Source organism: Phenylobacterium sp., assembly GCF_030651755.1.
Lineage (GTDB): Bacteria > Pseudomonadota > Alphaproteobacteria > Caulobacterales > Caulobacteraceae > Phenylobacterium.
In genome coordinates this window covers 1-15693 of sequence record NZ_JAUSBZ010000156.1, presented here as the reverse complement: position 1 = coordinate 15693, position 15693 = coordinate 1, and the positions used below count along the sequence as shown (strand labels likewise).

Sequence of the window (15693 nt, the reverse complement as noted above, 5' to 3'; positions counted from 1 at the left end):
TTCTGGATCGACATGAAGGATCCGGGCGTCGAGATTCGCCCGATCCATCAGATGTCCGGCGGCTCGGGCTTCAACGAGGTCTTTTTCACCGACCTGCGGGTCAAGGACAGCCAGCGGCTTGGGGCGGTTGACGACGGCTGGCGGGTCTCGCTGGTCACCCTGATGAACGAGCGTCTGGCGGTGGGCGGGGCGTCCGGCGCCGGCTGGAGCGCCTTCCTGGAAGCGGCCCGCGAAACCCCTGGCCTCGACGGCGGCGCGGCGATCAAGGACCAGGCCCTGCGGGAGAAGCTGGCGGACTGGTATGTCCAGGCCGAAGGCCTCAAGCATACTCGCAACCGCACCATGACGGCGCTCTCCAAGGGGGAGACCCCTGGTCCGGAAAGCTCCATCGGCAAGATCATCTCAGCCGTGCAGATGCAGGAGCTGGCCCACAGCGCCGTGGAGATGCTGGATCAGTACGGCATCATCAACGACCCATCGCTCGCCCCCCTGCGCGGGGCCTTCCACGCCTCGCTGATGTCGGCCCCGGGCATGCGGATCGCCGGCGGCACCGACGAGATCCTGCGCAACATCATCGCCGAGCGCGTGCTCGGCCTGCCCGGCGACATCCGGGTGGACAAGGATGTGGCGTTCAAGGACCTGCCCACCGGGCGATAGGCCAGACGGGCGGGGCCGCCGCGCGGCCCCGCTTCAGGCGCTCAGAGCCAGGGGATTGGCCGGGACGAAGGTTCCGGCCATGTCCTCATAGAGGGCGGTGAGTCCGCGGAAGGTCGCGTCCCAGCCGTGGCGCTGTTCCGCCCGCAGCCGCGCCGCCCGAGACACAGCCTCCAGATCCCGGGCGAAGAGGGCCTCGATGGCCTCCGCCAGATGCCGGGAATGGCTCGTATGCGCCCTCTGCCCGACCGTCTCATCGATCAGTTCGCCGACCCCGCCGCGACGGGGGCCGACGACGGGAGCGCCGGAGGCCAGGGCCTCAAGCACGGCCAGACCAAAGGGCTCATTCTCGTTGGCGTGCAGAAAGGCGTCGGCGCTGGCCAGCAGCCGGGCCAGATCGCCCGGGTCGCTGACATAGTCGAGCGCGATGACCTGCGGTGAGGGCCGGACGTCCCGGCCGGCGCCCACCAGCAGCAGCCGGTAGGGATCGCCCAGCCGCTCGACGGCCTCGACCATGGAGTCGATGTTCTTTTCCCGGGCCGCGCGGCCGGCGAACACCAGCAGTCGCGCGCCTTGCGACAGTCCCAATTTGCTCAGCAGTCTGGATCGGTCGGCCAGCCGCGGGTGGAAGAGGTCGATGTCGACCCCCAGTCCCTGCACCAGCACGTCCTCGACGCCGGCCTCGGCCAGACGCCTGGCCATATGCTGGCTGGGCGCGACCACCGCGTCGAAGCGGGCGAAGGTCTCGGCCCATTGCCGTCGGGCCGGCGCCCTGGCCCACTCGCCAAGATGGAGGGCCGCCAGGGCCGCAGCGTCGGTGTGGCAGAAGCCCACCACCGGGCGGCCCAGGGCCTGGCCCGCGTCCAGGGCGGCCAGGCCAGGAACAAACACGTCGCCGGCTTCGATGACGTCGGGGGCCAACTGGCGAATGACCGCGGCCCACCGAGCGGGACTGGCGGGCATCCGGTAGCCATCACCGAAGGGCAGGCGGGCCGCAGCGATGGATACCTCTCCGTCGGGGCCTTGCTGGGTGCGGGCGCCTGGGGCGACGATGGTGTGGTCGATGTCGGGCCTATGGGCGGCCAGCCACGACCGCTTGGCCAGGAGATAGCGCTTCACGCCCCCCGAACGGGGGGCATACATCATGGTCACATCGACGAGCCGGAAACCCGCCGGCTTGGCCATGCCGCCGCTGATCGGCGTCTGGCCTTGCGAGCCAATCGTCTCCACCAACTGATCTTGAAACACCCTTGCTCCCTCGCCTGACACGCCAGTCTCAACTGGAGGCACAACGGGCGCCTGCGGGGTTTTGATCCCACCAGATCAGTGCGCCACGGGTCTGACATGGGCGCCCGAGGCGCTTCGCACCAGGGTGATGAACTCGGCCCGGTCGCCGTCGGGATCGCGTCCCCGAGCGGCCTGGGCGATGGCCTCAATCTCGTCCCAGCCAAAGCCGGGATCGAGCCAGGGATCGCCGCGGAGCTTCTGGCCGAAGGCCGCCACCGCCATCGCCCAGCGCGTGGCCTCCGGTGCGGCGGCCAGGCTCGCTGACCGGTCATGGGCCGTTACGGGGCGGGTCATCAGGATTGAAGGGCCGCCGCCGGGGGGCTGATAGCGCACCTTGACGAAGGCGATCTCCGACCCGTGGCCGCTGGCCTGGAATTCGGACTGGTAGCGAAGTGGGTCGCTGGACCCTGGCGCGCTGGCCCGGGTGATCTCGTAGAGGGCGGTCACCGAGGCGCCGGAGCCGACTTCGCCGGCATCGACCTGGTCGTTGTTGAAGTCTTCCCGGTTCAGCAGCCGTGTCTCATAGCCGATCAACCGGTACTCGCTGACCTGGGCGGGGTTGAACTCCACCTGGATCTTCACGTCCTGGGCGATGGGGAACATGCTGGCGGGCAGGTCGCGCAGGAACAGGCGCCGAGCCTCGGCCAGGGTGTCGATATAGGCCGCCGTGCCGTTGCCGTTCTGGGCCAGGGTCTGCATCATCCGGTCGTTGTAATTGCCGCGGCCAAAGCCATAGACCGACAGAAAGACCCCGCTTTTCCGCTTTTCGGCGACGAAGTCCTCGAGCCGCGCCGGGTCCGACAGGCCCACATTGAAGTCGCCGTCGGTCAGTAGGATGACGCGGTTGATCGCCTCGGAGTCGAAGTTCTGCTGGGCCAGGTCATAGGCGAGCGCCAGCCCCTGACCACCGGCGGTGGAGCCCCCCGCCGACAGGGCGGTGAGGGCGCAGCGCATCATCAGCTTCTGTCGTCCCTCGGTGGGGGGCAGAACGGCGCCGGCCGAGCCGGCATAGGCCACCATGGCCACGCGGTCCTGCGGTCTCAGCTGGTCGATCAGCACATTCATCGCCTTGCGGGCCAGGGGCAGGCGGTCGGGGCTGTCCATCGAACCCGAGGTGTCGATGAGGAAGACGAGATTGAGAGGCGGCCTCTCCTGCTCGGGAAGCTCATAGCCCTGCAGGCCGATATGCAGGATTTCCCGGTGTTCAGACCACGGTGACGGCGCCAGGGCGGCGCTGGCGGCGAACGGGCCGTAGCGGACCGAGGGGCGCTGGTAGCCATAGTCGAAATAGTTGACCAGCTCCTCGACCCGGACCGCGTCGGTGGGGGGCCGCTCGCCATCGTTGAGGAACCGCCTGACATTGGCGTAGCTGGCGGTGTCGACGTCGATGGAGAAGGTGGAGACGGGGTCCTGCGCCGTCCGCTTGATCGGGTTGGCGGTGGCCTCGGGATAGCGCTCGGTGTCTGAAGGCCCCGGGACGGGACGGGGCCAGGCCGGCGTCCTGGCCGATCGCTCGGACATGGGCGCGGCCATGACAGGGGGTGCGGCCATGGAGGGCATTGTCGCGGCCATCCCCGGGGGCGGTGGTGAGCCGCTCGACCACAGACCACGGCGATCTGGCGCGCGAAAACCCAGACGGGCGCAGACCTCAGAGGTGGGGTCGCCATCCAGTTGGAGCCCCCCGGCGTTCCGAGACGCGGCGGCGGCCATGGGCGCACTGGCCATCAGCCCCGCCAGGCCGACCGTGAAGAGCGTTCGAATCGCCGTCGGCGCCATGCGTGAAGTCCCATGCTGGACATGTCCGAGCGGCCAAGCTTGCCCCCGCGAGTGGGGCGAAAAATGGACGAACCAGGTTCAGCGATCCGGAAAAGGCAGGCCGATGAGCCGTGGGTGTGAATCTGCCGCCAGGCCCCAGGCGGCAAGCTTGACAGACAGCCTCGCCGCAAGGCTACTGCCCAGGTTGTAATTATGGTTAACGCGCTCTGAATCCGGGGGAGCCACGGGCCATGGTCCTGACGTCGGACCTATCGCTGCACGAAGGCCTGCGTCGGGGCATGACCCTGGCCGTGCTGCTTGCCCTGGTCCCGTTGCTGGGCTGCGAGCCACGGCCAAAGGGACCTGGGGGTCACACCGCGAGCCTGACCTGCCCTCGTCCCCAGACCTTCCTCACCACCCAGGCGTTCAACGTCCAGGAACAGGAAATCCGCGCCCTCCGACGGCAGGCCTTCGCAGGTGATTTCTTCGCCCAGATCGACCTCGCCCGCCGCTATGGCGGGTCCGACGCCGAGGCGCGCAAGCTCCACGATCCTGTCGAGGCGGCGGTCTGGTACCAGATCGCCCTGTCGAACCCGGATGGCTACGCCCCCGTCGTGGTGGGCGCCCAGGGGCAGCGCCGGGGCGGCCGCCTTCAGGATTGCCGCGAGGCTGAGCGTCTTGGCGCCTATAACGGCCTTGAACACCTGCTGGGACGCATGAGTTCGGAAGAGCGCCAGGATGTCCGAGACCGGGTCATCTATGTGCTCTCCACCCAGGGCGCGCCTGGCTTCCGGACCCTGGCCCGACTGCATGATGTGGGGTTTGGCCCGTTTGGCGATCCCCTGGACAATTCGCCCATCGATCCCCGCGACCTGAAGGGTCGCCGGCCGCCCGCCTCGGCGACCCTGTTCACCCGCAACGACGTGGACGTCTATCTGTTCAACTATCTGGCCGCCCAGAGCGGCGACGTGGCCGGCTTTGTCATGCTGAAGGACTTCGAGCGGTCCTCGTCGGGGCGGGCGGCGCTCGGAACCGACGCCCAGGCCAAGGCCAAACGGTGGACGCCGCCGTTTGAATTCTATCCGCCCCAGGCCCCTGAATCCGGCGTGCCGCTTTCCGATGAGAGCCTGCGGGCCGGGGAGGCTGAGGCGCTCGCCCTCGCGCGGGTGGACGAACTGCCCTTCATCCATGTGGGTCACGCCCTGGCCTTCCTTAGGGTGACCGACAAGCCCGCCCTGACCAAGGCCAGCCTGTCGACCACCGAGGTCCAGGCCTTCCAGGCCATGCTGGGGCGCCCGACCACTGGACGCCTGTCCAGTCTGGAGGAGGTTCGGGCCATCCAGTACGCCGCGGTCAACGGCCAAGCCCGCTCGCAGCTGACCCTGGCGGTGATGTACGCCGAAGGGGTGGGCGTCCCGCGGGACTACGCCCGGGCCTTCCACTGGTTCTCCCAGGCCGACCGGCAGGGCAACGCCGAGGCCAAGTACGCCATGTCCACCTTCTTCTCCCTGGGGATGGAGGGGGTGGCCGATCAGGATAAGGCGAGCGCGGTGGTCTATCAGATCGACGCAGCGCTGGCTGGTTTCAAACCCTCAGCTCAAAGGCTGCGCGAGCTCCTGGCCCAGGTCTCCCGCGCGCCGCGAACCTGACAAAGGCGCAAAGACGGTGACTGCTCAAATCCCGCGGCCCGGCCGCCTTCTCCCCCTGATCGGCGCGGTCTGCGCGACCCTCGGCCTGGCCCTTGCGGCGCCGGTCCAGGCCTATCCCGACGCCCGGGTCGACGCACAGATCCGGCCCAACTTCGGCGGACTGATCACCCCGCCCCTGCGCACCCCCTACCAGCCCAACCAGTGGCGCAAGCCCGACCACAAACCGAAAAAGCCCTATCCGCATCCGGCGCGGCCCTATCCGCCCCTGCAGGGGGGCTATCTGAACAGCCTCAGCATCGACTGCGCCGATCCCAATCTGGGACCCTATCCGGTGTCCGACGCCCTCTGGGCCCTGGCCGACGGCGGCGTGCTCTTCATCCGCGCCCGGGGCGGGGTCTGCCGGGAAACCCTCTATATCGACCGGCCTGTCACCATTATCGGCGAGGGATCGCCGGCCTTCGCCACGGGCTCAGAGCCGCAGCCGGCCAGACTGTCGGCCCCGGCAGGCGCCCCTTGCATCCGCATCGCCCCTGGAACCCGCGGAGTCGAGATCCGTGATCTGGTGATCGAGGCCGACCAGGGGGGACGCAGGGCGTGTATCGAGGCGGTGGACGCCGAGGTCGCCCTGGTGAACACCTACGTCCGCTATTCCGGCGAGGCCGCAGCCATCTTCGTGTCCGGCGGCCGGCTGATCGGTCGCCAGAGCACGATCGAGGCCCGGACCAATGACGCCGCGGTGCTGGTCGACACCGCCAGCTTGGACTTCAGCCAGGTGCGCATCGCCGCCGATGTCCGCGGCCTGGACATCACCCCGGCCGCCGGAGAGAGCCGCCTGACCCAGGTCGGCGTGGTCTCCGAGGGCGGGACCTTGCCGGGCTCCACCGGCGTCACCGTCCGGGGCCTGCGCAGCGGTGGCGGCAAGCTGGTGGTGCGCAACTCCTATATCGGCGGCTGGATCACCGGCCTCTATGTGGACCGCGGCGCCAAGCTGGAGCTGGTCCGCAGCCGGGTTCGCGCGAGGCGGGGCGTGATCTCCGACTGGGGCGAGGTGGTGGTCCGGGAATCGGCGGTGTGGGGCGACGAGTACGGCGGCTATTTCGCCGGCGGCGCGCCGGTCATCGAGTACAACCGCTTCGGCGGCCCCCGGGGCGGACTGATGTTTGACAGCCAGACCCGGCCGGCGCTGGCGCCCAACTATCTGTACGCTTCGGACCTGTGCGACCCCTACGCCCAACCCCAGGGGCTCTATTGCCAGTACCTGGGCGCCGGACCGTTGCAGGCCTTCGCCGCGCCGGACGCCTTTGGCTATCCCGCCTATGGGCCGCACGCCTATGGCTGGTCGCACGATGGTTATGAACGGGGCTACCAGCTGGACGGCGCGCCTGTCGCCCTGCCGCCCCCGCCACCGCCCACCCGCCGGGGCCGACGTCCGGCCTACTGAGCCTCGAAGAAGTCTTCTGGGCCCTCGACCTCGACCAGGCGGCCCTTGCGGATCTCGACGAAGCGGGTGGCCGCGGCGCGGGTGAAGTGCCGGTCGTGGGAGACGAACAGGCAGGTGGTTTCGGCCTCCTCGAGTTGGCTCTCCAGGGCCTCCTGACCCTCGATGTCCAGATGGTTGGTGGGCTCATCCAGCAGGTAAAGATTGGGCCGGGCGAGCTTCAGGCGCAGGAAGATCAGCCGCGCGCGCTCGCCGTGGCTGAGGTCGCCGATCGGGCCGCTGACCCGGGCGTGCGAGAAGCCCGCCTTGGCCAGCAGGGCGTTGGTCTCGGTCTTTGTCGCGGCGTCTGCGCCGGCCACATAGTCGAACAGACTGGTCTTCAGGGGCAGGTCGCGCATGGCCTGGTCGAAGTAAACCATGCGGATGGCCGGATTGAACCGGATCGGCGCGGCGCCGTCATAGTGGGGCTGGGCCGGGTCATAGGCCTGAGCCAGGGCGTTCAGCAGCATCGACTTGCCAGCCCCATTGACCCCCAGGACCGCAATGCGGTCGCCCACCGCCACGTTCAGGCGGTCGATGCGATACAGCGGTCGCCCATCTGGCGTCGTGACGCTCACGCCCTCCAGACGCAGGGCGACCTTGGCGTCCATCTCGCCCTCTCCCAGCTCCAGCCGCCGCTCGCGTCCGGCGTAGGATTCAGTCCGTTCGGCCTCAATCCGGGCGATGCGCTTTTCTGTGGCCTTGGCGCGCTTGTGAAACTTGTCGTTCAGCACGCCCCACTGGCGATAGCGGGCGGCGACGGCCTCTAGGCGGGCGATCTCCTTGGACTCAAGCTTGCGCCGGGCGGCCTCGGCGGCGTCACGGGCCATCAGCTCGGTACGGGCGGCGACGAAGGGCAGGGCGAAGCTGTGGGCTCCGTCGGGACGCAGAAAGATGGTGCGGCTGGTGGTCCGTTCCAGAAACGCCCGGTCGTGGCTGACGATCAGCATGGGCAGGCGTCGCTCGGCCGCCAGCCAGCGTTCCAGCCGGTTGATATTGGACAGGTCCAGATGATTGGTCGGCTCATCCAGGATGAGCAGGTCGGGTTCGGCCAGGCGCACCGCCGAGGCGATCAGGAACAGGCGCCGCCAGCCGCCACTCAGGGCCGAGAACCCCGTCTCCGCCAAATCGGACGGAATCTGGAACTCATCCAGGAGGACGTCGATCCGCCAGTCCTCCGACCCGTCCTCGGGCAGGGCCGTGGCCAGCACCTCCCGGGCGGTGAGGGTCAGCAGGTGGTCGGGCGCCTCCTGCGGCACATAGCCGACCTTCAGTCCGCGGGAGCGGATGATCTTGCCGCTGTTGAGCTCCAGCTCGCCGGTCAGGCATTTGAGCAGGGTGGACTTGCCCGCCCCGTTCTCGCCCACCAGGGCCGTGCGGGCGCCGTCCAGGGCGAAGGTGACGCCTTCGAAGATGCGCGTGGCGCCATGGTAGAAGCTGGCCTCCTCGACGCCCAGTACGGCAGCGGCCCCCGCCATTTCGCGCTCCTGGCTTGGTTTCGTTTCGGGCGCATCTAACGTTTTGCGGCCAGCCCTGCCCAGCGGTAAGCGGAGCCTGCAGGCGCGGCGCAAACGAAAGACGCCGCCCGGGGAGGGGCGGCGTCTCACGAATTCAGCAGGTTTGGAGACCCTACTTCTTCAGCGCGTCACGGGCGCCTTCCTTCAGGTCGCCCACGCCCTTCTGAACCTTGCCCTTGGCCTGGTCCATGTGGCCTTCGGCTTCCAGACGTTCGTTGCCGGTCACCTTGCCGGCCGCTTCCTTCACCTTGCCGCCCATATCCTTGGCGGCGCCTTCAGCTTGATCCTTATGCATCTGAAACTCCTTCGGTTTCGGGAGGTGCGGGGGCGCCTCGTCTGTTGCAGAAGGAATGCGGAAGGGCGCCCAGGAGTTCCGCATGATCGTGCGCCTGCGGTTGCGCCGCAGGCGGGGGGCGTCTATTTCCTGCACCAATTCCGAAATCGCAGTTTCAAAGGCGGGCGCAGCACCATCCATGGCGCAGCAACATATCTTTCAGATGCAGGGCCTGACCAAGGCCTATCCCGGCAGCAAGAAGGTGTTCGAGAACATCTGGCTGTCCTTCTACGCCGACGCCAAGATCGGGGTGGTGGGGGTCAACGGCTCGGGTAAGTCCACCCTGCTGAAGATCATCGCCGGCCAGGATAAGGAGTTCACCGGCGAGGCCCGCGCCGCCGACGGCGTCAAGATGGGTTACCTCGAACAGGAGCCGCACCTGGACGAGAAGCTCGACGTCTGGGGCAATGTGATCTCCTGGTGCGAAGAGAAGAAAATCTTCGACGCCTACAACGCCGTCGCCGCCAAGATGGGCGAGGAATACTCCGACGAGCTGATGGAGGAGATGACCGCCCTCCAGGAGAAGCTGGACGCCGGCGACCTGTGGGACATCGACTCCCGCATCGAAATGGCCATGGACGCCCTGCGCTGCCCGCCCAACGACTGGCCGGTGGACAAGCTTTCGGGGGGTGAAAAGCGCCGGGTGGCGCTGGCCCGCCTGCTTTTGTCCAAGCCCGACATGCTGCTGCTGGACGAACCCACCAACCACCTGGACGCCGAAAGCGTCGCCTGGCTGCAGCACCACCTGGAGGCCTTCCCGGGCTGCGTCATCCTGGTGACCCACGACCGCTACTTCCTGGACCAGGTGACCAAGTGGACGCTTGAGCTCGATCGCGGCAAGGGCGTGCCCTACGAGGGCAACTATTCGTCCTGGCTGGAGCAGAAGGCCAAGCGCTCGGCCATCGAGGACCGCGAGAGCGAGAGCCGCAAGCGCACCCTGGAGCGCGAGCTGGAATGGGTCCGCTCCTCCCCCAGCGCCCGACGCACCAAGTCCAAGGCCCGCCTGGCGGCCTTCGACGAACTGGTCAACGCCTCGGAGCGTGAGAAGCAGTCCTTCGCCCAGATCCAGATCCCGCCCGGGCCCCGCCTGGGTCAGGTGGTCATCGAGGCCGACAATCTGGAGAAGGCCTATGGCGACAAGCTGCTCTTCAAGGACCTGACCTTCCGCCTGCCGCCCGGCGGTATTGTCGGCGTGATCGGACCCAACGGGGCGGGCAAGTCGACCCTGTTCAAGCTCCTCACCAAGCAGGAAGTCCCTGACGCCGGCGATATCCGCCTGGGCGAGACCGTCCAGCTCTCCTATGTGGACCAGAGCCGCGACGCGCTGGATCCCAACAAGAATGTCTGGGAAGAGATTTCAGGCGGCCTCGACGTGATGAAGGTCGGGACCCGCGAGATCATCAGCCGCGCCTATGTGGGCTCGTTCAACTTCAAGGGCGGCGACCAGCAGAAGAAGGTCGGTCTGCTCTCCGGCGGTGAACGCAACCGCGTCCACCTGGCCAAGACCCTGGCGTCCGGCGGCAATGTCATCCTGCTCGACGAACCGACCAACGACCTGGACGTGGAGACCCTGCAGGCCCTGGAAAGCGCGCTGGAGGACTTCCCCGGCTGCGCCGTGGTCATCAGCCACGACCGCTGGTTCCTCGACCGCCTGTGCACCCACATTCTCGCCTTCGAGGGCGACAGCCATGTGGAGTGGTTCGAAGGCAACTTTGACGCCTATGAGGAAGACAAGAAGCGTCGCCTCGGCACCGACAGCCTCATCCCCCACCGTCTGAAGTTCCAGAAGTTCAGCCGCTAGAAATCACAGCGCGGGAGGTTCGATTTCCGGAACCTCCGGCCCGCCCACCTGTTCTCCGCGGGACATTCCAATCCCAAAGGAGAACGCCATGGCGAGCCCTCGTATCGAAGGCGCCAAGGTGGCCGTGCTGGCCACTGACGGCTTTGAGCAGTCCGAACTGGAACAGCCCGTGGCGGCCCTGACCGCCGCCGGCGCCACGGTGCATGTGATCGCCCCTAAGGGGCCTGAGATCCAGGGCTGGGAGCACCACGACAAGGGGCGCGCCACCACCATTGATCTGGAGCTCGCCAAAGCCAAGGCCAGTGACTATGACGCCCTGGTCCTGCCGGGCGGGGTGATCAATCCCGACGCCCTGCGCCTGGAAAAGAAGGCCATCGCCTTCATCGGCGAGTTCGTGAAGGCCGGTAAGCCCATCGGGGCCATCTGCCACGGCCCCTGGACCCTGATCGACGCCGGCGGCGTCGAGGGCAAGACCATGACCTCCTGGCCCTCCCTGGAGACCGACCTGAAGAACGCCGGCGCCAAGTGGGTCGATAAGGAGGTGGTGGTGGATCAGGGCCTCGTGACCTCCCGCAAGCCCGACGACATCCCGGCCTTCTGCAAGAAGCTGATCGAAGAGATCGCCGAAGGCCGCCACGCCGCGGCGGCATAGGGTATGGCGGCGGCCGCCCTGGCCACAGGGTCGCCGCACCGGCTATAGGGCGGGGGAACAAGCTGGAGCATCGCCCCATGTCCGCCCCCCCGCCCGTCGTTCTCCTGTCTCATGTCATGCTCGCCCCGATGCAGGCTGGCCTTGAGGCCAAGGGCTACCGCGTCGTCCGTCGCTGGGACTTGGCGGACGCTGATCGCGGGGAGGTGGCGGCCATCGCCCACGCCGGCGAGGTGGTGCTGGAGCCAGAGTTTCTCAGCACCCTGCCGAAGCTCGCCCTCATCGCCTGCATCAGCGTCGGCTATGATGGGGTGGACGTCCCCTGGTGCCGTGCGCGGGGCATTGAGGTGACCCACGCCGACGGCCTGAACGCCGAGGACGTGGCCGACCATGCTGTCGGCCTGCTGATCGCGTCCTGGCGCAACATCGTCGAGGGCGATCGCCATGTCCGCGAGGGACGTTGGGCGCCCGATGACCGCCTGGGCGCGAGGCCGGCGCTTAAAGGTCGCAAGGTCGGCGTGGTCGGCATGGGCCATATCGGCCAGGCCTGCGCCGTCCGGGTCGAGGCCTTTGGTCTGGAGGTGGCCTGGTGGGGCCCCAATCCTAAACCTGATCTGCGCTGGCCCCGGGCTGAGAACCTGATCGCCCTGGCGCAGGCCAGCGACATCCTGATCGTCGCCTGTCGGGCCGACGCTTCCAATCGCAGCCTGATCTCCGCCGAGGTCATGGAGGCACTGGGCCCCCGGGGCCTGCTGGTCAATGTGGCCCGCGGCTCGGTGGTCGATGAGGACGCCCTGATCGCCGCCCTGAAGGACAAGCGCCTGGGCCGCGCGGCTCTGGACGTCTTCTGGCAGGAGCCGACCCCGGCCGCCCGCTGGGCCGAGGTCCCCAACATCGTGCTCTCGCCCCACTCAGCCGGTGGGACCCTGGAATCCATCCCCAAGATGATCGGCCAGGCCCAGGAAAACCTCCGCCGCCACTTCGCCGGCGAGGCCCTGCTGAGCCCCGTCCCCTGACATTGCTGTGACCCGGGCGCAGGGGCGTGAACCTCCGGCCGCCGCAGGCATTTGGACGGGCCAGCACGCCATCAGGTCAGGTCCATGTCAGCTTACGCGTCCCCCGTATCCCGCGCCTCCAGCGCAGCCTTCGACGATCTCTGCGCCGTCTATGACCAGCTGCTGGGGGCAGGGGAGGTCGTGCTTTCCGAGGCCGCACGGATCGACCTGAGGGCCTTCTCGCGCTTGTATGATTTGCCCCTGGAAGAGGCCAGCGCGGCCGAGGTCTGGCGAGAGGTCAGGATGCGCCTGCAGCAGGACCTCGCCACGCCTCTACAGACGCCGGCCGAATGGGGTTATGAGGATCAGCGTCAGGCGGCCTAACCGCCGCCCATTCTCTTGACATAACCACATAAAGATATCTTTATGTGGTCTATGGCGATCTCCACGGTCCAGGTTGTTGATGTGCTGCGCGCGGCAGGCGAGCCGACGCGCCTGCGCATTCTCGCCTTGCTGGCTCATGAGGAGCTGGCGGTGCTGGAGATCTGCCGCGTGCTCGACCAGAGCCAGCCGCGCGTGTCGCGCCATCTGAAACTGCTGGCCGAAGCCGGCCTGGTGGAGCGGTTTCCCGACGGCGCCTGGGTGTTCTACCGTCTGGTCACTGCCGGCGACGCCCGCCTGCTCGTCGATCAGGTTCTCGACCTGGTTGAGCCCGATGACAGCGTCCTGGCCCGGGACGCCGAGCGCCTGCGCAGCGTCCAGGCTGAGCGGGAGACAGAGGCTGGCGCCTATTTCGCCCGTAACGCCGCCCGCTGGGACGAGATCCGCGCCCTCTATGTGGCCGATGAAGCCGTCGAGGCGGCGATCCGCGACGCCGCCGGGCCTGGCCCCTTCCGCCGGCTGGTGGATCTGGGCTCGGGCACCGGCCGCATGCTCACCCTGTTGGGGCCCCAGGCGGAGCAGGCGCTGGGCCTGGATCTGTCGCAACAGATGCTCAACATCGCCCGCAGCCATGTGAGCAAGGCCGGCCTTGAGCATTGCGAGCTGCGCCACGGAGATATCTTCGGCACCCGCCTGCCGGACGAAAACGCCGACCTCGTGGTCGTGCATCAGGTGCTCCACTATCTCAGCGAGCCGGCTGCGGCCGTGCGCGAGGCCGCGCGGCTCGTGGAGCCCGGCGGTCGCCTGCTGATCATCGACTTCGCCCCCCATGGACTGGAGCACCTTCGGGACGAACACCAGCACCGCCGCCTGGGCTTCTCCGACGCCGAGATGGAGCGCTGGCTGGGGGATGCGGGTCTTGGCCAGGTGAAGGCCAGCGCCCTGCCGCCGACCCAGGCCGCCGGCCTGACCATCAAGATCTGGAGCGCCGAGCGCGCGCCGCTCCGCAAAAGGACCGCCGCATGACCTTCATTCCCCCCAACGCCCTGGGGCCCGTCGCCCGAGCCGGCGCCGGCGTCGGCCCGCGTCCCTCGGTCTCCTTCGAGTTCTCGCCGCCCAAGGGCCCCAAGAGCGAGGCGAGCCTCTGGGAGGCGATCCGTCGCCTGGAGCCTCTGAACCCCACCTTTGTCTCGGTGACCTATGGCGCGGGCGGCTCCACCCGCGACCGTACCCACCGCACGGTGGTGCGGATGCTGCAGGAGACGACCCTCAAGCCCGCCGCCCACCTGACCTGTGTCGAGGCCAGCCGCGATGAGGTCGATGAGGTCATCCGAGACTATTGGGCGGCTGGCATCCGCCACATCGTCGCCCTTCGTGGCGATCCCCCAGGCTCCCTGGGCGGCGCCTATACGCCGCGCGCGGACGGCTATCAGAACGCCACGGAGCTGACGGCCGGCATCCGCGCCATCGCGCCCTTCGATGTCAGCGTCGGCCTCTATCCGCAGATCCACCCGGAAAGCCCGTCGGTGGACCACGATATCGACGTGCTCAAGGCCAAGATCGACGCGGGCGCCACCCGGGCGATCACCAACTTTTTCTTCGATATCGACGGCTATCTGCGGTTCATCGAGAAGATCCGCAAGGCCGGCGTGACCATCCCGATCCTGCCCGGCATCATGCCGGTCTCCAGCTTCGAAGGCCTGTCGACCATGTCCCAGCGGATCGGGGTGACCATTCCCGACTGGCTGTCCAACCTGTTCGAGGGCCTCGATCAGGACCCGGAGACCCGCAAGCTGGTCGCAGCCTCGGTGGCCACCGAAATGTGCGCAAGGCTGTCGGAGGAGGGGTTCTCCGACTTCCATTTCTACACTCTCAACCGCGCCGACCTCGTCTACGCCATCTGCCGGGTGCTCGGCGTGCGCGAGGCCAGTCCTCAACCCACTACGGAGGCCGCATGACCAAGGTCCATCCCGGCCGCGCTACGCGCATCGCTGCGCTCAGGGCCGCCGCCAAAGAACGCATCCTGATCCTCGACGGCGCCTGGGGGGTGATGATCCAGAAGCGCAAGCTGGAGGAGGCCGACTATCGCGGGGACCGGTTCAAGAACCACCCCGTCGACATGAAGGGCAACAACGACATTCTCTGCCTGACCCGGCCCGACATCATCGCCGACCTGCACGACCAGTATTTTGCGGCCGGCGCCGACATCTCGGAAACCAACACCTTCTCGGCCACCACCATCGCCCAGGCCGACTACGAGGCGGGCGAGGCGGTCTATGACATCAACTTCGAAGGCGCGAAGATCGCCCGCGAAGTGGCCGACCGCTGGACGGCGAAGGAGCCGGACAAGCCGCGCTTCGTCGCGGGCTCTGTGGGGCCGCTGAACCGCATGCTGTCCATGTCCTCGGACGTGAACGATCCCGGCGCGCGCACCGTCACCTTCGACCAGGTCTATGACGCCTATCGCCAGCAGATGATCGCCCTCCATGACGGCGGCGTGGACCTGTTCCTGATCGAGACCATCACCGATACGCTGAACTGCAAGGCCGCCATCAAGGCGATCCTCGATCTGGAAGACGAGGGCTATGAGCCCCTGCCGATCTGGATCTCGGGCACCATCACCGACCGCTCGGGCCGCACCCTGTCGGGCCAGACGGTGGAGGCCTTCTGGAACTCGGTCCGTCACGCCAAGCCCTTCGCCATCGGCCTGAATTGCGCGCTGGGCGCCGACCTTATGCGGCCGCACATCGCCGAACTGGCGCGGATCGCCGACACGCTGGTCTCGGCCTATCCCAATGCCGGCCTGCCCAACGCCATGGGCGAGTATGACGAGAGCCCCGACCAGACCGGCCACCAGCTGCACGAATGGGCCAAGAGCGGCCTGGTCAACATCCTGGGCGGCTGCTGCGGGACCACGCCGGACCATATCCGCCATGTGGCCGACGAGGTCCGCGGCATGGCCCCACGCCAGCCCCCGGAGCGCGCCACCGCCCTGCGTCTGGCTGGCCTGGAGCCGTTCGAGCTGGCCTGACCCCTTGGCTTGCCCCCCGCCATGCGGGAGAAGGGCTGTTGAAGAACCTATGACGCTGCGCCCCCGGGCTGCGGCGCGACCGTCTATCGGAGCCTCATGCGTCCCACCTTCATCAATATCGGCGAGCGGACCAATGTTACCGGATCGGCCAAGTTCAAGAAGC

General features: G+C 67.8%; 15 protein-coding genes. 11 read left to right on the top strand and 4 right to left on the bottom strand.

The genetic code is table 11. The features are described from left to right. Window positions 1-657 (top strand): acyl-CoA dehydrogenase family protein (locus tag Q7V15_RS15465; RefSeq protein WP_304756685.1); only part of this gene is annotated, 657 nt, incomplete at its 5' end. 33 nt (window positions 658-690) lie between these two features. Here the strand turns inward: Q7V15_RS15465 and Q7V15_RS15460 are convergent. Together Q7V15_RS15460 and Q7V15_RS15455 are read right to left on the bottom strand one after the other, a co-directional pair. Further along, the gene (locus Q7V15_RS15460) at window positions 691-1902 is read right to left on the bottom strand and encodes a glycosyltransferase (RefSeq protein WP_304756684.1); all 1212 of its coding nucleotides are present in this window, start codon (window positions 1900-1902) and stop codon (window positions 691-693) included. A 75-nt stretch (window positions 1903-1977) separates the two neighbouring features. After that, window positions 1978-3717, bottom strand: coding sequence for a VWA domain-containing protein (locus tag Q7V15_RS15455; protein WP_304756683.1), 1740 nt, complete (start codon window positions 3715-3717; stop codon window positions 1978-1980). Window positions 3718-3947: 230 nt separating this feature from the next. Between Q7V15_RS15455 and Q7V15_RS15450 the strand changes: the two genes are divergently transcribed. Both Q7V15_RS15450 and Q7V15_RS15445 read left to right on the top strand, forming a co-directional pair. After that, a complete protein-coding gene (locus tag Q7V15_RS15450; RefSeq protein WP_304756682.1) occupies window positions 3948-5345 on the top strand; it encodes a tetratricopeptide repeat protein in 1398 nt (465 codons plus the stop codon). Window positions 5346-5361: 16 nt separating this feature from the next. Then, complete coding sequence (locus tag Q7V15_RS15445) at window positions 5362-6786, top strand: hypothetical protein (RefSeq protein WP_304756681.1); 1425 nt, start codon at window positions 5362-5364, stop codon at window positions 6784-6786. Here Q7V15_RS15445 and Q7V15_RS15440 read toward each other — a convergent pair. Together Q7V15_RS15440 and Q7V15_RS15435 are read right to left on the bottom strand one after the other, a co-directional pair. Then, window positions 6780-8300 (bottom strand): ABC-F family ATP-binding cassette domain-containing protein, encoded by a 1521-nt coding sequence (locus Q7V15_RS15440; RefSeq protein WP_304756680.1) that lies wholly within the window; start codon window positions 8298-8300, stop codon window positions 6780-6782. The genes Q7V15_RS15445 and Q7V15_RS15440 overlap by 7 nt on opposite strands. Window positions 8301-8451: 151 nt before the next feature. Next, entirely contained in the window at window positions 8452-8634 is a 183-nt protein-coding gene (locus Q7V15_RS15435; RefSeq protein WP_304756679.1) for a CsbD family protein, read from the bottom strand. 178 nt (window positions 8635-8812) lie between these two features. Here Q7V15_RS15435 and ettA point away from each other — a divergent pair, with 178 nt between their 5' ends. The 8 genes from ettA to Q7V15_RS16525 form a co-directional block, all read left to right on the top strand. Beyond that, on the top strand, window positions 8813-10474 hold the full coding sequence (gene ettA, locus Q7V15_RS15430; RefSeq protein ID WP_304756677.1) for an energy-dependent translational throttle protein EttA: 1662 nt from the start codon (window positions 8813-8815) through the stop codon (window positions 10472-10474). 88 nt (window positions 10475-10562) lie between these two features. Further along, window positions 10563-11126, top strand: coding sequence for a type 1 glutamine amidotransferase domain-containing protein (locus Q7V15_RS15425; protein WP_304756676.1), 564 nt, complete (start codon window positions 10563-10565; stop codon window positions 11124-11126). Window positions 11127-11203: 77 nt separating this feature from the next. After that, window positions 11204-12139 (top strand): 2-hydroxyacid dehydrogenase, encoded by a 936-nt coding sequence (locus Q7V15_RS15420; RefSeq protein ID WP_304756675.1) that lies wholly within the window; start codon window positions 11204-11206, stop codon window positions 12137-12139. An 84-nt stretch (window positions 12140-12223) separates the two neighbouring features. Then, on the top strand, window positions 12224-12502 hold the full coding sequence (locus Q7V15_RS15415) for a hypothetical protein (RefSeq protein ID WP_304756674.1): 279 nt from the start codon (window positions 12224-12226) through the stop codon (window positions 12500-12502). A 51-nt stretch (window positions 12503-12553) separates the two neighbouring features. Then, entirely contained in the window at window positions 12554-13525 is a 972-nt protein-coding gene (locus Q7V15_RS15410; RefSeq protein ID WP_304756686.1) for a metalloregulator ArsR/SmtB family transcription factor, read from the top strand. Next, on the top strand, window positions 13522-14457 hold the full coding sequence (metF, locus tag Q7V15_RS15405; protein ID WP_304756673.1) for a methylenetetrahydrofolate reductase [NAD(P)H]: 936 nt from the start codon (window positions 13522-13524) through the stop codon (window positions 14455-14457). Before Q7V15_RS15410 ends, metF begins: the two co-directional genes overlap by 4 nt. After that, complete coding sequence (locus tag Q7V15_RS15400) at window positions 14454-15530, top strand: homocysteine S-methyltransferase family protein (RefSeq protein ID WP_304756672.1); 1077 nt, start codon at window positions 14454-14456, stop codon at window positions 15528-15530. The genes metF and Q7V15_RS15400 overlap by 4 nt, the downstream gene beginning before the upstream one ends. 96 nt (window positions 15531-15626) lie before the next feature. Beyond that, the coding region (locus Q7V15_RS16525; RefSeq protein WP_370689828.1) for a hypothetical protein at window positions 15627-15693 on the top strand (67 nt) is incomplete at its 3' end.

What these genes read in the sequence shown, in the direction of transcription:
- Q7V15_RS15455 (WP_304756683.1), bottom strand. Translation starts at nt 3,717, where the DNA reads ATGGCGCCGACGGCGATTCGAACGCTCTTCACGGTCGGCCTGGCGGGG.
- Q7V15_RS15450 (WP_304756682.1), top strand. Translation starts at nt 3,948, where the DNA reads ATGGTCCTGACGTCGGACCTATCGCTGCACGAAGGCCTGCGTCGGGGC.
- Q7V15_RS15440 (WP_304756680.1), bottom strand. Translation starts at nt 8,300, where the DNA reads ATGGCGGGGGCCGCTGCCGTACTGGGCGTCGAGGAGGCCAGCTTCTAC.
- Q7V15_RS15435 (WP_304756679.1), bottom strand. Translation starts at nt 8,634, where the DNA reads ATGCATAAGGATCAAGCTGAAGGCGCCGCCAAGGATATGGGCGGCAAG.
- ettA (WP_304756677.1), top strand. Translation starts at nt 8,813, where the DNA reads ATGGCGCAGCAACATATCTTTCAGATGCAGGGCCTGACCAAGGCCTAT.
- Q7V15_RS15425 (WP_304756676.1), top strand. Translation starts at nt 10,563, where the DNA reads ATGGCGAGCCCTCGTATCGAAGGCGCCAAGGTGGCCGTGCTGGCCACT.
- Q7V15_RS15420 (WP_304756675.1), top strand. Translation starts at nt 11,204, where the DNA reads ATGTCCGCCCCCCCGCCCGTCGTTCTCCTGTCTCATGTCATGCTCGCC.
- Q7V15_RS15415 (WP_304756674.1), top strand. Translation starts at nt 12,224, where the DNA reads ATGTCAGCTTACGCGTCCCCCGTATCCCGCGCCTCCAGCGCAGCCTTC.
- Q7V15_RS15410 (WP_304756686.1), top strand. Translation starts at nt 12,554, where the DNA reads ATGGCGATCTCCACGGTCCAGGTTGTTGATGTGCTGCGCGCGGCAGGC.
- metF (WP_304756673.1), top strand. Translation starts at nt 13,522, where the DNA reads ATGACCTTCATTCCCCCCAACGCCCTGGGGCCCGTCGCCCGAGCCGGC.
- Q7V15_RS15400 (WP_304756672.1), top strand. Translation starts at nt 14,454, where the DNA reads ATGACCAAGGTCCATCCCGGCCGCGCTACGCGCATCGCTGCGCTCAGG.